This window comes from Cellulomonas sp. P5_C6 (assembly GCF_054049635.1).
In genome coordinates, this window is sequence record NZ_JBFULZ010000078.1 from 1 (window position 1) to 17,128 (window position 17,128).

At 72.3% G+C, this 17,128-nt stretch carries 17 protein-coding genes and 1 pseudogene; 8 read left to right on the forward strand and 10 right to left on the reverse strand.

Going from position 1 to position 17,128, the window contains the following annotated elements; all coding sequences use genetic code 11:
- Nucleotides 1–446: GNAT family N-acetyltransferase (locus ACXJKG_RS10855; RefSeq protein ID WP_456845772.1), on the forward strand; the 446-nt coding region annotated here is incomplete at its 5' end.
- A 3-nt stretch (nt 447–449) separates the two neighbouring features.
- On the opposite strand, the gene ACXJKG_RS10860 is transcribed toward ACXJKG_RS10855, so the two are convergent.
- Together ACXJKG_RS10860 and ACXJKG_RS10865 are read right to left on the reverse strand one after the other, a co-directional pair.
- Nucleotides 450–1,439, reverse strand: a complete 990-nt coding sequence (locus ACXJKG_RS10860) for a UbiA prenyltransferase family protein (RefSeq protein WP_456845773.1) — start codon at nt 1,437–1,439, stop codon at nt 450–452.
- Nucleotides 1,440–1,459: 20 nt separating this feature from the next.
- On the reverse strand, nt 1,460–1,624 hold the full coding sequence (locus tag ACXJKG_RS10865) for a hypothetical protein (RefSeq protein ID WP_456845774.1): 165 nt from the start codon (nt 1,622–1,624) through the stop codon (nt 1,460–1,462).
- A gap of 76 nt (nt 1,625–1,700) precedes the next feature.
- Between ACXJKG_RS10865 and ACXJKG_RS10870 the strand changes: the two genes are divergently transcribed.
- The 6 genes from ACXJKG_RS10870 (at nt 1,701) to ACXJKG_RS10895 (ending at nt 9,283) form a co-directional block, all read left to right on the forward strand.
- Nucleotides 1,701–2,924 (forward strand): cation:proton antiporter, encoded by a 1,224-nt coding sequence (locus tag ACXJKG_RS10870; RefSeq protein WP_456845775.1) that lies wholly within the window; start codon nt 1,701–1,703, stop codon nt 2,922–2,924.
- Between the two features lie 140 nt (nt 2,925–3,064).
- The gene (locus ACXJKG_RS10875; protein WP_456845776.1) at nt 3,065–4,717 is read left to right on the forward strand and encodes an ABC transporter substrate-binding protein; all 1,653 of its coding nucleotides are present in this window, start codon (nt 3,065–3,067) and stop codon (nt 4,715–4,717) included.
- A gap of 88 nt (nt 4,718–4,805) precedes the next feature.
- The gene (locus ACXJKG_RS10880) at nt 4,806–5,921 is read left to right on the forward strand and encodes an ABC transporter permease (protein WP_456845777.1); all 1,116 of its coding nucleotides are present in this window, start codon (nt 4,806–4,808) and stop codon (nt 5,919–5,921) included.
- Nucleotides 5,921–7,009, forward strand: coding sequence for an ABC transporter permease (locus ACXJKG_RS10885; RefSeq protein ID WP_456845778.1), 1,089 nt, complete (start codon nt 5,921–5,923; stop codon nt 7,007–7,009). Before ACXJKG_RS10880 ends, ACXJKG_RS10885 begins: the two co-directional genes overlap by 1 nt.
- Nucleotides 7,006–8,703: an ABC transporter ATP-binding protein gene (locus ACXJKG_RS10890; protein ID WP_456845779.1), complete on the forward strand. Its 1,698-nt coding sequence runs from the start codon at nt 7,006–7,008 to the stop codon at nt 8,701–8,703. Before ACXJKG_RS10885 ends, ACXJKG_RS10890 begins: the two co-directional genes overlap by 4 nt.
- A gap of 109 nt (nt 8,704–8,812) precedes the next feature.
- Complete coding sequence (locus ACXJKG_RS10895) at nt 8,813–9,283, forward strand: hypothetical protein (protein ID WP_456845780.1); 471 nt, start codon at nt 8,813–8,815, stop codon at nt 9,281–9,283.
- On the opposite strand, the gene ACXJKG_RS10900 is transcribed toward ACXJKG_RS10895, so the two are convergent.
- Genes ACXJKG_RS10900 through ACXJKG_RS10930 form a run of 7 tightly spaced genes read right to left on the reverse strand, consistent with a single transcriptional unit; the run spans nt 9,253 to nt 15,564 of the window.
- Nucleotides 9,253–10,311: a hypothetical protein gene (locus ACXJKG_RS10900; protein ID WP_456845781.1), complete on the reverse strand. Its 1,059-nt coding sequence runs from the start codon at nt 10,309–10,311 to the stop codon at nt 9,253–9,255. The genes ACXJKG_RS10895 and ACXJKG_RS10900 overlap by 31 nt on opposite strands.
- Nucleotides 10,312–10,369: 58 nt before the next feature.
- Nucleotides 10,370–11,242, reverse strand: a complete 873-nt coding sequence (locus tag ACXJKG_RS10905) for a prenyltransferase (protein WP_456845782.1) — start codon at nt 11,240–11,242, stop codon at nt 10,370–10,372.
- Complete coding sequence (locus ACXJKG_RS10910) at nt 11,239–11,541, reverse strand: lycopene cyclase domain-containing protein (RefSeq protein ID WP_456845783.1); 303 nt, start codon at nt 11,539–11,541, stop codon at nt 11,239–11,241. The genes ACXJKG_RS10905 and ACXJKG_RS10910 overlap by 4 nt, the downstream gene beginning before the upstream one ends.
- Complete coding sequence (locus ACXJKG_RS10915) at nt 11,538–11,903, reverse strand: lycopene cyclase domain-containing protein (RefSeq protein ID WP_456845784.1); 366 nt, start codon at nt 11,901–11,903, stop codon at nt 11,538–11,540. The genes ACXJKG_RS10910 and ACXJKG_RS10915 overlap by 4 nt, the downstream gene beginning before the upstream one ends.
- Nucleotides 11,900–13,531: a phytoene desaturase family protein gene (gene crtI, locus ACXJKG_RS10920; protein WP_456845785.1), complete on the reverse strand. Its 1,632-nt coding sequence runs from the start codon at nt 13,529–13,531 to the stop codon at nt 11,900–11,902. Before crtI ends, ACXJKG_RS10915 begins: the two co-directional genes overlap by 4 nt.
- A complete protein-coding gene (locus ACXJKG_RS10925) occupies nt 13,528–14,427 on the reverse strand; it encodes a phytoene/squalene synthase family protein (protein WP_456845786.1) in 900 nt (299 codons plus the stop codon). Before ACXJKG_RS10925 ends, crtI begins: the two co-directional genes overlap by 4 nt.
- Nucleotides 14,428–14,442: 15 nt before the next feature.
- Nucleotides 14,443–15,564 (reverse strand): polyprenyl synthetase family protein, encoded by a 1,122-nt coding sequence (locus ACXJKG_RS10930; protein ID WP_456845787.1) that lies wholly within the window; start codon nt 15,562–15,564, stop codon nt 14,443–14,445.
- A 207-nt stretch (nt 15,565–15,771) separates the two neighbouring features.
- On the opposite strand from ACXJKG_RS10930, the gene galE reads away from it, so the two are divergent.
- Nucleotides 15,772–16,731 (forward strand): UDP-glucose 4-epimerase GalE, encoded by a 960-nt coding sequence (gene galE / locus ACXJKG_RS10935; protein WP_456845788.1) that lies wholly within the window; start codon nt 15,772–15,774, stop codon nt 16,729–16,731.
- Between the two features lie 52 nt (nt 16,732–16,783).
- Here galE and ACXJKG_RS10940 read toward each other — a convergent pair.
- Nucleotides 16,784–17,128, reverse strand: a pseudogene (locus ACXJKG_RS10940) (LLM class flavin-dependent oxidoreductase); the annotation flags it as partial.

The window sequence follows — 17,128 nt, forward strand, 5'->3', positions numbered from 1 at the left end:
CGTCGGAGGAGCGCGGGCAGTACATGCGCGACGAGTGCGCGCACGAGCCGGGCCCGGGCGTGCTGGCCTACGTCGACGGCGAGGTGGCCGGCTGGTGCTCCGTCGCGCCGCGCAGCACCTACCGGCGGCTCATGCGCTCGCGCACGATCCCGTTCGTCGACGAGCGCGACGCGTGGAGCGTCGTCTGCTTCGTGGTCCGGCCCCGGTTCCGCCACCAGGGCCTCATGCACGAGCTGCTGGAGGGTGCTGTCGCCCACGCCCGAGCGAGCGGTGCGGAGGTCGTCGAGGGCTACCCGATCGAGATCGGCACCAGCGACCGGGTGGACGTCATCTCGGGCTACGTCGGCACCAGCCGCCTCTTCGAGTCCGCGGGGTTCGCCCGCGCCGCGCCGACCACCGGGCACAGCGGCGGCCGCCCCCGGGTGGTCATGCGCCGCGAGCTCTGAGGCTCAGCCCACGCGGGACCGGTCCAGCACGGGAGCCGTGCCGCGCACCCGGGGTCCGTATCGGAGCATGTCCGAGGCCAGCCCGACCGTGAGCACCCCGAGGGCGAGCACGACCAGAGCCTGCTGCAGCAGCGTCCAGCCGAGCGGCCGCATCGCCAGGTGCGCCAGCAGCACCATGAGGAGCCCGCGGCCGATGATCGCGACGGCCGCCACCAGCACCGTGTCCCGGCGGGGTCCGGTGCTCGACGCCAGCCGCGCCAGCAACCAGACCACCACGGCCAGCCCGCCGGCGTAGACCGCGACGAGCGCGGCGCTCCGGTCCGGCACGGCGAGCATCAGCACCGCGCCGCCGAGCACGCACAGCACGGCGCTGGTCCAGCAGGTGACCCGTCGGCCGTACCGGACCAGGAACGTCCGCTTGCCCAGCAGGGTGTCGCCCCGCACGTCGCGGAAGTCCTTGAGCAGCAGGCGGCCGATGATCGCGACATACAGCCCACCGAGCAGCGCGACGTCAGCGGGTCTCAGCCGCGCCTCCGCCGCGAGCAGCCCCACCAGGTACGGCACACCGACGATGCAGAGCGGCAGCACCAGGGACGCCACCACCCCGCGCTTGGAGAAGCTCAGCGGCGGCACCGAGTACGCGGCTGCCACCAGCAGCCCGGCGACCAGCACGAGGACGACCGGCCAGCCCAACGCCACCGCGCACGCCAGCGCCAGGACACCGCCGGTGACGGCGACGAGCACCAGCTCGCGCGGCGTGCTCCCGGTGGTGAGCGGCCGCGACCGGTCGCCCGCCAGGTTGATCCGGTCGACGGCGACGTCGGCGAGGTCGTTCAGGACGACGGACGCGAGCAGGTAGCCGATCACCACGACCAGGACGCCGAGCGTGCGCCACGCGTCGTCGGCCGCGCCGTGCTGCGCCAGACCGATGGCGGCGTAGCTGCCGGCCAGCAGCACCAGCGCCGGGCGCGCCATCAGCACCACGAGTCGCACGTGGGCTCGCAGGTCGCCCCTCACTTGTTGCTCGCCCACTGGTTCATGCCCACCACGAACAGGACGCCGACGGCCACCACGGCCAGGCCGCTGATCCCGAGGACGACGGCGAGCACGAGCCCCGCCCCCTGCCAGACCGTCATGGCGCGGCGCGGTCGAGGCGGTGGCTGGTCGTCGGTGGGCACGGGCGCTCCTCCCGGTCGGGTGCCGGGAGCGTATCTCGACGGCTGAAAGTGCTCACGGACCGACACAATGGCTCGCATGGAGCTCGGGTTCACCGCCGGCATCGCGGCGATCGTCCTGTTCGGCGTCCTCGGCCAGATCCTGGGCAAGGCCACGCGCATCCCGTCGATCATCCTGCTGCTGGGGCTCGGCCTGCTGGTGGGACCGGTGCTGGGCTGGGTCGACCCGGACGCGATCCTGGGCGACGCGCTGTTCCCGCTGGTGTCGATGGCGGTCGGCCTGCTGCTGTTCGAGGAGTCGCTCAAGCTCGACCTCTCGCGGCTGCACGGCGGCGCGCGCCGGCCGGTGCTCGGGCTGGTCACCGTCGGCGCGATCACCACCGGCGTCGGCGCCACCCTGCTCACGCACTGGGTGTTCGGCCTGCCGTTCGGCAGGGCGGCCGTCATCGGCGCGATCCTCATCGTCTCAGGGCCGACCGTCGTCGGGCCCCTGCTCGCCGTGGTCCGGCCGAAGCAGCCGCTGGAGTCGGTGCTCGCGTTCGAGGGCATCTTCATCGACCCCATCGGCGCGACCGTGGCGCTCAGCATGATGCACCTGGCCCTGCACAACGACGGGCCGGGCCTGGGCCGGACGGCGCTCACGGGGATCGCCACCGGGCTGGCCGCCGCGGTGCTGTTCCTGCTGATCATCCGGTTCGGCCGGGCGCCGGCAGCCACCCACGTCGCGCTCGGCGTCGCGATGGCGCTGACCGCGTTCGCCGCCGCGGAGGCCGTGCACGAGGAGTCCGGGCTCTGGGCGACGACGATGCTGGGCATCACGCTCGCCAACCAGCCGTGGGTCCGCCTGGACGCGCTCCACGAGTTCGGCAGCCACGTCGGTCTGCTGCTCATCGGATCGCTGTTCATCGTGCTCGCCGCCCGGGTCGACCTCGACGCGCTGCTGCACTACCTCCCGCTGACCCTCGTCCTCGTCGCGCTCCTCGTCGTCGCGCTGCGCCCGCTCGCGGCGGGCCTGGCGACGGGCCGCTCGGTGCTGACCCGCAACGAGCGCCTGATGGTCGGCTGGATGGCGCCGCGCGGCATCGTGGCCGTGTCGACCGCGAGCGTGTTCACGCTCCAGTTCGAGCAGGCGGGCAAGCCGTTCCCGCAGCTGGTGCCGGTCGTGTTCGGCGTGGTGCTGGCCACCGCGATCGTCTACGGCGCCACCGGCCCGGCGGCCGCGCGGCTGCTCGGCGTGCGCTCGCCCGAGCCCGAGAACCTCGACGAGGACGGCGTCCCCCGGGAAATCTCCGACCGATCGTGACCATCCCGAGATGTGGATGTTACTTACTGGTAAGACCCTCGTGATGCTTGCAACATCTGTGTGCTACCCATAGCCCACTGAGAATCCCAGCCGGCGGGCGCTTACCTGCGCGCCCGCGGCCCTGACAGAAGAGGTAGCGCATGTCCTCCCTCGCACCATCTCGTCGCCGCATCATCGCGGCGACCGCGGGAATCGCAGCGACGGCCTTCGTGCTGACCGCGTGCTCGGGCAACAACAACGACGACGGGGGCGACGGCGGCAGCACCTCGGCCGCCGGGGGCTCGCTGACCATCGGCACCACCGACAAGGTCACCACCCTCGACCCGGCAGGCTCGTACGACAACGGCTCGTTCGCCGTGCAGAACCAGGTCTTCCCGTTCCTCCTGAACTCGCCGTACGGCAGCCCCGACGTGGAGCCGGACATCGCCGTCTCGGCCGAGTTCACGGCGCCGACGGAGTACACCGTCAAGCTCAAGCCGGGCCTCAAGTGGGCCAACGGGCACGACCTGACGTCGTCCGACGTGAAGTTCACGTTCGACCGCCAGCTGAAGATCGCGGACGAGAACGGCCCGTCGTCGCTGCTCTACAACCTGGACAGCACCGAGGCCGTCGACGACACCACGGTGGTCTTCCACCTCAAGGCGGCGGACGACCAGATCTTCCCGCAGATCCTGTCCAGCCCCGCGGGCCCGATCGTCGACGAGGAGTCCTTCTCCCCCGACGCGGTGACGCCCGACAGCGACATCGTCGACGCCGACGCCTTCGCCGGGCAGTACACGATCACCGGCTACGACTTCAACTCGCTGGTCTCGTTCAAGGCGAACCCCGACTACAAGGGCATCCTGCCGCCGGCCAAGACCGACGAGGTCAACCTCAAGTACTACGCCGACGCGTCGAACCTGAAGCTGGACATCCAGGAGGGCAACATCGACGTGGCGCTCCGCAGCCTCTCGGCGACGGACATCGCGGACCTCCGCACGGACGACAAGGTCAAGGTCGTCGACGGACCCGGCGGCGAGATCCGCTACATCGTCTTCAACTTCGACACGCAGCCGTACGGCACCAAGACGGACGACGCCGACCCGGCGAAGGCCCTCGCGGTCCGCCAGGCGGTGGCCGACCTGGTCGACCGCAAGCCGCTGTCGGAGCAGGTCTACAAGGGCACCTACACGCCCCTGTACTCGCAGGTCCCGGACGGTCTGACGGGCGCCACCGACTCCCTGAAGAGCCTCTACGGCGACGGTCAGGGCGGCCCGGACGCCGACAAGGCCAAGAAGACCCTCGAGGACGCCGGCGTCACCACGCCGGTCGCGCTCAGCCTGCAGTACGCGACGGAGCACTACGGCCCGTCGTCGGGTGACGAGTACGCGCTCATCAAGGAGCAGCTGGAGAAGACCGGCCTGTTCAAGGTCGACCTGCAGACGACGGAGTGGGTCCAGTACTCCAAGGACCGCACCGCCGACGTGTACCCGGCGTACCAGCTCGGCTGGTTCCCCGACTACTCGGACGCGGACAACTACCTCACGCCGTTCTTCCTCAAGGACAACTTCCTGGCCAACCACTACGACAACCCCACGGTCAACGACATGATCCTGCAGCAGGCGACCACGACCGACCCGGCCGCCCGCACCAAGCTCATCGAGCAGATCCAGGACCTCGAGGCGAAGGACCTGTCCACGGTCCCGCTGCTCCAGGGTTCGCAGGTGGCCGTCGTCGGCAAGGACGTCTCCGGTGCCGAGGACACGCTCGACGCGTCGTTCAAGGTCCGTTACGCGGCCTTCTCGAAGAGCTGACACCCGCACCACCAGCCGACGGTCCCGTTCCCGAGCACAATCGGGGACGGGGCCGTCCGGCTCGTCCGCACCACAACAGGCAGGAACCATGACCTCCACCACCACCGGAGCGCCCACCGGCGTCGCGCCCGGCGATCCCGCAGCGCCGGCCACCCCGGCGGCGACGAGCAGGAGATCGGGGGGCGGGCACCTCGGCAGCTACCTGCTGATCCGGTTCCTGCTGATCTTCCCGACGATCTTCATCCTCGTGACCACCGTCTTCATCCTCATGCGGTCGACCGGTGACCCGATCACCGCGTCCCTGGGCGGGCGGCTCACGCACGACCAGCTGCAGGAGCGGATCCACGCCGCCGGGTACGACCGGCCGATCCTCGTGCAGTACTGGGACTACCTGAGCCACCTGTTCCGCGGCGACTTCGGCACCACGATCTCGACCAACAAGCCGGTCACCGAGGTGGTCCTCACCTACGGCGCCGCGACCCTCGAGCTCGCGTTCTACGCGCTCATCGTCGCCCTGCTGGTCGGGATCCCGCTGGGCCGGATCGCGGCCGCGCGCCGCGACCGCGGCGTCGACGCCTCGCTGCGGGTCTCCGGGATCATCGCGTACGCGACGCCCGTGTTCTTCGCCGGCATCCTGCTCAAGCTCATCTTCTCCGTCTGGCTGGGCTGGCTGCCCGTCGCCGGCCGCGCCTCGACGGACGCGCAGATCGCGATCCAGCGCAACGGCGCGGGGACCGGCCTGTACATCGTCGACGCGATCAGCACCGGCGACCCGTCGGCGGTGTGGGACGTGCTGCAGCACGCGATCCTGCCCGCCCTGACGCTCGGCCTGCTGACCGGCGGGATCTTCCTGCGTCTCGTGCGCACCAACGTCATCGGCACCCTGTCCACCGGCTACGTCGAGGCGGCCCGGTCGCGCGGCGTCAACGAGCGCCGGCTGCTGCGCCAGCACGCGTGGCGGCCCGCGCTCGTCCCGATCATCACGGTGATCGGCCTGCAGATCGCGCTGCTGCTCAGCGGCGCGGTGCTCACCGAGACCACGTTCGAGTGGAAGGGCCTCGGCTTCCAGCTGGTCCAGTTCCTGCTGGCGCGCGACTTCGTCGCCGTCCAGGGCCTGGTGGTGCTGCTCGCCGTGGTGGTGGCGCTGACGAACTTCATCGTCGACGTCATCGCCGCACTCGTCGACCCGAGGATCAAGTACTGATGACCGTCATCGACCCCGAAGCCGTGCTGGCCGCTCCGGCGGCTCCTGAGCACGTGTCCCTCTGGAAGCGCCTGCCCGTGGTGCACCAGGTCCGCACGAGCGTCGGCCTGCAGCGCACCATGCTGCTGGTCGGCCTCGTGCTCGTCGCGATCTTCGTCTTCACCGCCGCGTTCGCCCCGCTGCTGGCGCCCTACGGCTACTCGCAGCTGTCCGCCGACGGCGTGAACTTCGGCTCGCAGCAGCCGCCGTCCGCCGAGCACCTGCTGGGCACCACGGTCGGCGGGTACGACGTGCTCTCGCGGACCATCTGGGGTGCCCGCCCGGCCTTCCTCGTCATCATCATGGCCGTGCTGCTCTCGATCTTCGCCGGGGTCCTCCTCGGCCTGACGTCGGGATACTTCGGCGGCTGGATCGACCGTGTGCTCGTCGTGATCGCCGACGCGCTGTTCGCGTTCCCCTCCCTGCTGCTCGCCATCGTCGTCGCCATCGTCATCAGCGGCGGCCAGTCGTCGATGTGGGGCGGTGTGATGGCGGCCGCCATCTCGCTGAGCGTCGTGATGATCCCGCAGTACTTCCGCGTGATCCGCGCCGAGGTGGTGCGGGTCAAGGCCGAGGCGTTCGTCGAGTCCGCCCGCGTGATCGGCTCCGGGCACGTGCGGATCATGGGTCGCCACGTGCTGCGCAACTCCACGCGGACCCTGCCGCTGATCCTCACGCTCAACTGCTCCGAGGCGGTGCTCACGCTGGCGGGCCTGGGCTTCCTCGGCTTCGGCATCGAGCCCACGGCGGCGGCCGACTGGGGCTACGACCTGTCCAAGTCGCTCTCCGACGTGACCAGCGGCATCTGGTGGACCGCGGTGCCCCCGGGCGTCGCGATCGTGCTCACGGTGCTCGGCGTGACGCTCGTCGGCGAGTCGCTGAACGACCTCGCGGACCCGCGTCTGCGCACCCGCCGTCGGGCCAAGGCCGCGGGCTCCGTCAGCCCCGTCGTCGCCGTCCCCGGTGGGGCTGCCGACGACGACTTCGGGACCATCGACGAGCTCGAGGCACCGTCCGACCTGTACGACGAGCCGAAGGAGCGGGGATGACCAACGTCGTCGACATCAAGGACCTGCACGTCTCCTTCGCGACCGACTCCGGCACGGTCCGCGCGGTCGAGGGCGTCTCGCTGCAGATCGCGGCCGGGGAGGTGCTCGCGATCGTCGGCGAGTCGGGCTCCGGCAAGACCGTCACCGCGCGCTCGATCCTGGGCCTGCTCCCGGAGACCGCGCTGACCAGCGGCGCCGTCCTGCTCACGCGCAAGGACGGCTCGGCCACGCACGACGTCATCACGATGAACCCCGACGACCTGCGCCAGGTCCGGGGACGCGACGCCGCGATGGTGTTCCAGGAGCCGTCCACCGCGCTGAACCCGGTGTTCCCGGTGGGCTGGCAGATCGCCGAGGGCATCCGCGCCCACCGGCGCCTGTCCAAGGCCGACGCCCGCGAGCAGGCCATCGAGGTGCTGCGCCTGGTCGGCATCCCGGACCCCGAGCACCGCGTCGACCACTACCCGCACCAGTTCTCGGGCGGCCAGAAGCAGCGCATCGTCATCGCGCAGGCGCTGGTGCTCGACCCGGGCCTGATCATCGCCGACGAGCCGACCACCGCCCTCGACGTCACGGTGCAGGCGGAGATCCTCGACCTGCTGCGCCGGCTCCCCCAGGAGTTCGGCTCGGCGATCGTGCTCATCACGCACAACATGGGCGTCGTGGCCGACCTCGCCGACCGGGTCGCGGTCATGTACAACGGCGAGATCGTCGAGCAGGCGGACGTGCACACGCTGTTCACGTCGCCGCAGCACCCCTACACGCGCAAGCTGCTCGACGCGGTCCCGCGGGTCGGCGGCCGGCGGCTGCGCGACCGGGTGCGCGTGGCCGACGAGCTCGAGGCCATGACCGTCGACGAGTCGGCCACCCCGGTGGTCGAGGCGACGGACCTGCGGATCGTCTACCCGGGCCGGCTGCGGCAGCCCGCGTTCACGGCCGTCGACGGCGTCGACCTGGTCATCCGGCCCGGCGAGGTGCTGGGGCTGGTGGGCGAGTCGGGCAGCGGCAAGACGACCATCGGCCGCGCGATCGCGGGTCTGACCCCGGTCAGCAGCGGATCGCTCAAGGTCCACGGCGTCGAGATGCTGGGCGTCAAGGAGAAGACCTTCAAGCCGGTCCGCAAGCGCATCGGGTTCGTCTTCCAGGACCCGGCCACGAGCTTCAACCCGCTGCTGACCATCGCCCAGTGCGTCGCCGAGCCGATGGTGGTGCACGGCCTCGCGCCCAACCCGCAGGAGGCGCGGCCGCGGGTCGACGAGCTCATGGAGGCCGTGCAGCTGCCCAAGGCGTTCGGCGACCGGTTCCCGCACGAGCTCTCCGGCGGCCAGCGGCAGCGCGCCAGCCTCGCCCGCGCGCTCATCCTGGGACCGGAGCTGCTCATCGCCGACGAGCCGACCTCCGCCCTCGACGTGTCCGTGCAGGCCCGGGTGCTCGACCTGTTCGCCCGCCTGCAGGCCGAGCTGGGCTTCGCGTGCCTGTTCATCAGCCACGACCTGGCCGTCGTCGACCTGCTGGCCCACCGCATCGCGGTCCTGCACCGCGGCGTGCTGGTCGAGGAGGGCACGGGCGACGAGGTGCTCGGAGCGCCGAAGCACCCCTACACCCAGCGCCTGCTGGCCTCGCTGCCGGTGCCCAACCCTGTCGAGCAGGCCGCCCGCCGGGAGGAGTGGCGCAACCTGCGCGCACACGGGTGACGTCGACACGGTTCGCCGCTGCGGCAGACGTGGGTACCCGGCGCACGCACGGGTGACAGCGGCCTTCGGCCCTCCCCGGGGGTCGACGGACCGGCCTAGCGTGGTCGGCATGCCCCCTGACCAGCCCGTTCGCGCGCGCCTCGTCCGCACGCTCGCCGTGCTCTCGGTGGTCGCGACGATCCCGCTGTGGGCCCCGCCGCAGCACACGACGAGCTCCACGGGGGTCTTCATGGTGGCGGCGAAGGTGCCGCCCGGGGTCGCCGTCGTCCGCCTGACCGCCGTCGTGCTCGTCGTCGCGGTCGCGGTCCTGGTGGTGTGGCGCGGCGCGCGGTTCGCGGTGCTGTCCGTCGTGCCGGCGGCGCTGCTGGGCTGGGTCTGGTGGCGCTGGGAGGGCGGCGGCAGCTACACGGTCGCGATGCAGGGGTCGCTCGGCCAACGGGCGCCGCACGCGTACCAGTCCCCGTGGTTCGCGGTGGCGATCTCCCTGGAGGCGCTGCTGGCGCTGACGATCGCGCTGGCGGCGCTGGGGGCCGCGGCGCGACGTCGTGATCAGACGCAGGCCTCGCGTCTCGCCGCGTAGCGGTCGTACAGGGTCACGATCAGGGCCACCAGGTACGCGAACAGCAGCACGTCGCCCACCGAGACCGCCGCGCGCTGCCCGGTCGCGAAGGCGGCGAACACGAGCATCGCGACCACGCTGATCAGCGTGTTGACCACGACCTGCACGCCCAGCGAACGCCGTCGCGGCAGGGCCAGCGCCGCGTGCACCAGCACGGTCGCCGTGACGACGAGCGCCACCACCCAGAGCCGGCCCTCGATGCGGGGGTACGACTCGAACATGATCAGCGTGACCAGCCCGGCCAGGACGACCTTCTCGACGAGGTGCCGCGCATCCCTCGGCGCCGCGGCGACGGGCCGCCGCGGGACCCAGCCGAGGTGGGCCGCGACCACGTCGGCGTCCACCGTGAACGGCCACTGCGCCGGCGGCAGTCGCGGGGCAAGGCGCCGGCCGACCACGACGAGCACGACGGCGACGACCGCCAGCACGCCCCACACCCACGGCCGCTCGTCGACGAGCTTGCTGAACTCGTCGGTGAAGTCCAGCTGCGCGACGTGGATCCACCACTCCTGCGGCAGCTTGATCACCACCCAGATGAGCCCCGCGGTCCACAGCACCGCCGCCTTGGTCAGCCGGCCGGCGTCCCACCGGGTGCGGACCACCTCGAGCGCGATCACGAAGTACTCGAAGGTGTTGGGGAAGACCATGAGCAGCCAGCGCGCGCCGGTGATCTCGAACGCGAGCACCCCCACGAGCCGGTAGTACCAGAGGAACGCGGCGACGCCCACGGAGAACGGGTTGCGCCAGTTCCGCAGCACCGCGAGGTAGGCGATCGTCAGGTAGTAGATGTCGAGCGCCTTGTCGTACGACTGGTAGTTGTCGAGCGACAGGCCCGTGAACGCCGCGAAGATCGACTTGTCCACGCCGTCGATGACCAGCGCGGCCAGGATCGCGGGCAGCGGGAACCTCGGGATGAACAGCGGGACCACCAGGCGCAGGCCCACCACCAGCACGAACACGGTCCAGTCGAGGGTGCTCGCGTTCGCCATGGTGGGGACTGTAACGATGCCGACACCCCCGCGGCGGCACCGCTCACCCCCGGACCGGTCAGCCGTTCCGAGCGATGACGATCAGCAGCATCGTCACCAGGAAGCCGGTCACCAGGTTGAGCCACAGGAACCGTCGCCAGCCGGCGTTGGCGCGCTCGCAGTCCTCGTCGCGCACGGACCAGAACTGGGCGGTGCTGATCGCGTAGGGCACGGGCAGCACGGCCGCGAGCGACCCGGGCCACGGGACCACGAGCAGCACGGCCGCCGCCAGCACGTACAGGACGGTGGACGCGACGACCGTCGGGTGCGCCCCGAGCGCGGTGGCCACCGACGCGATGCCACCCTCCCGGTCGGCGCGCACGTCCTGCACGGCACCGAACGCGTGCGACGCCATGCCCCAGAGCACGAACGCGACGAGCACCGGCCAGGTGGTCGACGCGCCCAGGTCCGCCCCCACGAGCACCAGCGCGTAGAGCAGGGGCCCGACGAAGTGCATCGCCGAGGTCAGCGAGTCCAGCACCGGGCGCTCCTTGAACCGGAGCACGGGCGCCGAGTACGCGACGACGAGGAACAGGACCAGCGCGAGCGTCAGGTCGGCGGCCACGTCGCCCACGAGCAGCAGGTACACGACGAACGGCACCGTCGAGACGACGCACGCCCACAGGATCCGCCGGTGCACCTGCGCGGCCCGCGCCGGCTCCACCAGACCACCCTCGATCCCGCCCTTGCGGGGGTTGCGCAGGTCGGAGGCGTAGTCGAACACGTCGTTGATGCCGTACATCAGCAGGTTGTAGGGGACCAGGAAGAACAGGGTGCCGACGACCGACGTCGCATCGATCCGCCCGCCGGTGGCCAGCAGGTAGCCCGCGGCGAACGGGTACGCGGTGTTGATCCAGCTGAACGGGCGCGAGGCCGCGAGGACCTCCCTCACGCGTCGGCCTTCCGGGACCGGCGGCCGAGCGCGACCCACAGCACCGGCATCCCCACCGCGGCAGCGATCGCGTAGGCGAAGTCCTCGAGCGGGGCGCCCCAGATGTACCAGCCGAGGATCTTGTCGGGGTCGAACACGTAGAGGCCCACGCGGATCATCAGGGTGTCGAACACGGTGGTGAGCACGCACAGGATCAGGGTCGTGACCAGCAGCGGCGACGGCCGCATGGTGCGCAGCACGGGCCACGACACCGCGCCGAGCAGCGCCAGCACGATCACGTTCAACACGATGTTGGTCACGGCTCGTCACCGTCGTCGCCCCGGGCCGCGATCGCCCGACGGCCCTCCTCGCGCAGCGCCGCGCTCTTGTCGAACCACCGCCACGCCAGCAGGGCCGTGTAGCAGAGCAGCGCGAGGAAGAACGCCTCCTCCACCGGCAGCTCGGGGGCCAGCAGCAGGCCGGTCATGTGCGGGGAGTCACCGCGCGCGAAGATGCCGAGCACCAGCCCGAGGCCGTCCCACGCCAGGAACCCGACCACGCCGATCCCGACGGTCAGGGCGGCCCGGCGGGCGTCGGCCCAGAACGCGAGGTGGAACCGCCGGTCCAGCAGGGCCAGCCCGCCCAGGGACAGCAGCAGGGCGCCGAGGTACAGGACGCTCATCCGACGGCTTCGCCCCACACCCCGCGAGGCCGCGCGGCCGCCAGGAACCCGGGGCGCAGCGGCGCGGGCAGGGGGTGCGACGACGTCTCCCCCAGCATCCGCTTCACCACCAGCTCGGCGCTGATCAGGCACATCGGCAGTCCCACACCCGGGATGGTGCCACCCCCGGCGTGCAGGACGTTGGGGACGCGCGCGGACACGTCGCCCGGGCGGAACATCGCGCTCTGCCGCAGCGTGTGCTCCATGCCGAGCGCCGAGCCCCGCCACGCCGAGAAGTCGCGCGCGAAGTCCGCCGGGCCGACGACCCGCCGGGTCACCACGCGGTCGCGCAGGCCGGGGATGCCGGCCCAGGCGCCCACCTGGTCCAGGTACCTGTCGGCGTGCCGCTCGAGGTCGTCGCCCGCCAGCGACGGGTCGGCGGGGAAGGGGACGAGGACGAACAGGTTCTCGTGCCCGGCCGGCGCCGCCGTGGGGTCGCTCGCCGTGGTCCGCGAGACGTACATCGACGCGACCTCGGGCACCCGCAGTCCGTCCGGCGGTGTCGACCGGCCGGTGCCGAGGATGTCCTCGAAGTTCGCCGGCCAGTCGCGCGTGAAGAACAGCGAGTGGTGCGCCAGCTCCGGCAGCTCGCCCCGGACGCCCGCCATGACCAGCAGCGCCGAGATCCCCGGCCCCCGCCGGTCCCACCACTCGTCGGGCAGGTCGCGGTGCGGGCCCAGCAGCGCCGACTCCGTGTGCTGCCGGTCCGCCGCGGACACCACGACGTCGGCGGGCACCAGCGTCCCGTCGGCCAACCGGACCCCGCGGGCCGCTCCTGACCTGCGCGGATGCCGCAGCGACGGCGACGCCTCGACGACCTCGATCGAGGCCACGTCGGCCCCCGTCCGGATCTCGACGCCCTCCTTGCGGGCGAGCCGCTCGAGCGCCTCGATCACCGTGTACATCCCGCCGCGCGGGAAACGTACGCCGTCGACCAGGTCGAGGTGGCTCATCAGCGAGTACAGCGCCGGGACCCGGTAGGGCGACGACCCGAGGAACACCGCGTGGTATCCGAGCACCTGCCGGAGGACGGGGTCGGTGACCGTCGACGCGACCTTGTCGGCGAGCGTCCCCGTGAGCAGCCCCGCCAGGGTCCCCGTCTGCCGGACGACGTCCGCCGACAGCAACCGGTCCGGGCGCGCGAAGGTCGTGTAGAGGAACGAGTCGAGCGCCGTGCGGTAGGCCTGGGTCGATGCCGCGGCGTACTGCCGGATGGCGTCCCCGGCGCCGGGCTCCCGCGCGTCGAACGTCGCCCAGTTGGTCTCGGGGTCCGCCACGACGTCGAACGGGTCGCCGCCCTCGGGGAACAGCCGGTAGGCCGGGTCCAGGCGCTCGAGCTCGACGTGGTCCTCGACCCGCTCGCCCAGCAGCGCGAACGCGTGCTCGAACACCTCGGGCATGAAGTACCACGACGGCCCGGTGTCGAACCGGAACCCGTCGATGCTCAGCGTCCCGGCCCGCCCGCCCACCTGGTCGTGCCGCTCGAGCAGCGTGACCAGCGCGCCGCCGCGGGCCAGCAGGGCGGCCGTGGTCAGGCCGGCGATGCCGCCGCCGATGACGACGACGCGCCCGGGACCCGGCCGGTTCATGCGTCGACCGCGCGGCCCGCCCGAGCCTCCGCCAGCACGGACCCGCCCACCACCAGCAGCTTGACCGGGGTGGGCAGCCGCACGCGCCCGACCATCAGCGACTCCGGGGGCCGGCTCGCGATCTCGTCGAGCAGCCGCTGGTAGAGCGCCAGGGTCGCCGCGACCGCGTACCTGGCCCGCCGCGGCAGGCTCGGGACCGACGCCCGTGCCACCGCCACGTCGGCGTTGATCTCGCCGAGGATCGTGTGCAGGTGCGCCTCGTCGAGCCGGCCCGGTGTGGTGCCCGGGAAGTACGTGCGACCCAGCTCCTCGGTGTCGGCGCCGAGGTCGCGCAGGAAGTTGATCTTCTGGAACGCCGCCCCGAGCGCCCGCGCGCCGGCCACCTGCGTCTCGTCGGGCTCGCGGACGGGCTCGTCGGGTCGCCGGTCCTCGTTGAGGAAGGCCCGGACGCACATGAGCCCCACCACCTCGGCGGACCCGAAGACGTAGGCCTCGTAGCTGGCGCGGTCGTGCTCGTGCACCGTGAGGTCGGTGCGCATCGAGGAGAAGAAGGGCGCCGTCTCGGACGCGCTGATCCCCACGCGCCGCGCGGTCCGGGCGAACGCGTGCACCACCAGGTTGGTCGAGTAGCCGGAGCGCAGCGCACGCGCCGTCTGCTCCTCGAGGTCGTCCAGCTCGGCGCCGGCGTCGTCGCCGCGATAGGTGTCCACCACCTCGTCGGCCAGCCGCACGAGCGCGTAGATCGCACGGATGTCCCGCTGCGCCTGGCGTCCGAGCAGGCGCGTGCCCAGCCCGAACGACGTGGAGTACGCGGCGAGCACGCCGGCGCTCGTGCGCGCCGCGGTGTCGTCGTAGAGGCGGAGCGCCCTGTCGCGGGCCGATCGCACGTCCGACATCCGTTCCCCCAGCACTCAGTGGCCCCGTCCGACCAGATCGTCGACCACGCCCACAAGGTAGCCCCCCAGGGGTTCCGGCAGCCCGCTCAGCGCCAGGTCGCGCGCCCGCAGCCCGGTCCGGCGCGTGAGCTCGCGCACCTGGTCGAGCGCGCCGGACGAGACCATCACCGCGCGCACCGCCGCGGCGCCGTCCTCGTCGAGGTCCGCCCGGCCGACGTGCGCGTCGAGCACGGCGCACCCCGCCGCGTCGGCCGACGCGTACGCCCGGCGCAGCAGCTCGGTGCGCTTGCCCTCGCGCAGGTCCGACAGCACCGACTTGCCGGTCAGCACCGGGTCCCCGAACACCCCGAGCTCGTCGTCGATCAGCTGGAACGCGACCCCGAGCGCCGAGCCGACCGCGCCGAGGCGCACGGTCCGCCCGTCGTCCACGCCCGCCATGACCGCGCCGGCCATCAGGGGCAGGCGGCCCGAGTACGCCGCCGTCTTCAGCTCGGCCACCGCGAGCGCGTCGACCTCGCGGGGCGGGCGCAGCGATGCGGTGACGTCCAGCAGCTCGCCGACGACGGTCGTCTCGATCCCCTCGGCCAACAGCCCCATCACGCGCAGCAGCGCGGCGGGGTCCGCCGGGGCTCCGACCACCAGCGAGAACGCGGACGCGATGGCCAGGTCGCCCGCCAGCAGCCCGGCGGCGAGCACCTGGTCGGCCACGGAGCGCTCGTCGAGACCCCGCCCGGCCAGCCTCGCCCGGGCCGCGCCGGCGACGTTCGGCTGCCCCCGCCGGACCTCGTCGTGGTCCAGCAGGTCGTCGTGCACGAGCATCGCGGTGTGCAGCACCTCGATCGCCGCCGCGACGGGCGCGATCGCCGCGGGCTCGGAGCCACCCAGCCCGAGGTAGGCCGCGACCGCCAGCCGGGGACGCAGGAGCTTGCCGCCGACGACGCCCGCCAGGTCGGTCCACAGCCGCGCCGCGACGTCGGATCGACCCGCAGCCACGCGGACCCGGGCGTCGACGAACTCCTGCAGCACCTCGGCCGTCGTGGCCATCGCGCGCTCGACCGCCTGCGCGAGGTCGGCCTGCTCGGCTGCCAGGACCTCGGCCGGCTCGTGCCGGACCGTGACCGGCGACTCTCCCTGCATGAGCCCTCCTGTCGCTCGCCCGGAAACCTGTCGCTCGCAGGGATTGCTCAGCATACTGAGCATTCCGCAGAACGCATCCGCGGGCCCTGCCGCACACCCGTCGCGCACCCTTCGGTCCGAGTGCCCTCCGCGGATGCACCTCGCGCCGATCTCGTCCGCGGCGGACGCGATCGGCCCCCACCCGGCGCGGTCGGTACGCTCGGGCGCATGACATGGCTGGTCACCGGGGGTGCCGGGTACATCGGGTCGCACGTGGTGCGGGCGTTCGGGCAGGTCGGCCTGGAGACGGTGGTCCTCGACGACCTCTCCAGCGGGCACCGCGGCTTCGTCCCCGACGACGTCCCGCTGGTCGAGGGCTCGATCCTCGACGCCGACCTGGTGGCGGACACGCTGTCGCAGCACGGCGTGGTCGGCGTGGTCCACCTGGCGGGGTTCAAGTACGCCGGCGTCTCCGTCGACCGCCCCCTGCACACGTACGACCAGAACGTCACCGGCACCGCGCACCTGCTCGAGGCCATGGCGTCCCAGGGCGTCGACGCGATCGTGTTCTCGTCGTCGGCCGCCGTCTACGGCACCCCGGACGTCGACCTGGTCACCGAGACCACCGCGACCACCCCGGAGTCGCCCTACGGCGAGTCCAAGCTCATCGGCGAGTGGCTGCTGCGCGACCAGGGCACGGCCGTCGGCCTGCGGCACACGTCGCTGCGCTACTTCAACGTCGTCGGCTCGGCCACCCCGGACCTCTACGACACCAGCCCGCACAACCTCTTCCCGCTGGTGCTCGACGCGCTGGCCGAGGGCCGGACCCCGCGCATCAACGGCACCGACTACGCGACGCCCGACGGCACCTGCGTCCGCGACTACATCCATGTGGCGGACCTGGCGGACTCGCACGTCGCCGCCGCCCAGGCCCTCGCCGCCGGCCGCACGCTCGAGCAGGTCTACAACCTCGGCTCCGGCGACGGCGTCTCGGTCCGGGAGATCATGACCGCGATGGCCGAGGGCACCGGCATCCCCTTCGAGCCCGAGACCGCCCCCCGCCGTCCGGGCGACCCCGCGCGGATCGTCGCCTCCGGCGAGCTGGCGGCGCGCGACCTCGACTGGCGTATGCGCCACACCCTGCTCGACATGGTCACCAGCGCCTGGCAGGCCCGCCAGGCCCACTAGCCGCGACGGCGTCCCCGACGACGGAGCACGCACGCGCCGGAGCGGCGACGGCTCAGAGCGCCTGCAGCCTCGGCAGGTGCTCCACCAGGCCCTCGAGCACCTTCTCGCTGCCCGCGTAGACGCCCTCGGCGCGGGGCCAGTGGACCACCACGTCGGTGAACCCCAGGCCCGCGGCCCGCTCGATCCCCTCGGTGACCAGCGCCAGCGAGCTCATGGAGAAGATCGGCGCGCCGTCCAGGCTGAGGTACCGGCGCAGGGCCGGCTCCCCCGCGGGCCGGGCGGTCGCCTCGATGGCGTCGAGCTGTTCGAGCATCGTCGCGAGCCCCGCCCACCACTGCTCCTGCGCGGCCCCGGGGTCGGTCGGCGTGTCCTCGGTGGCGTACGCAGGCCCGTAGGT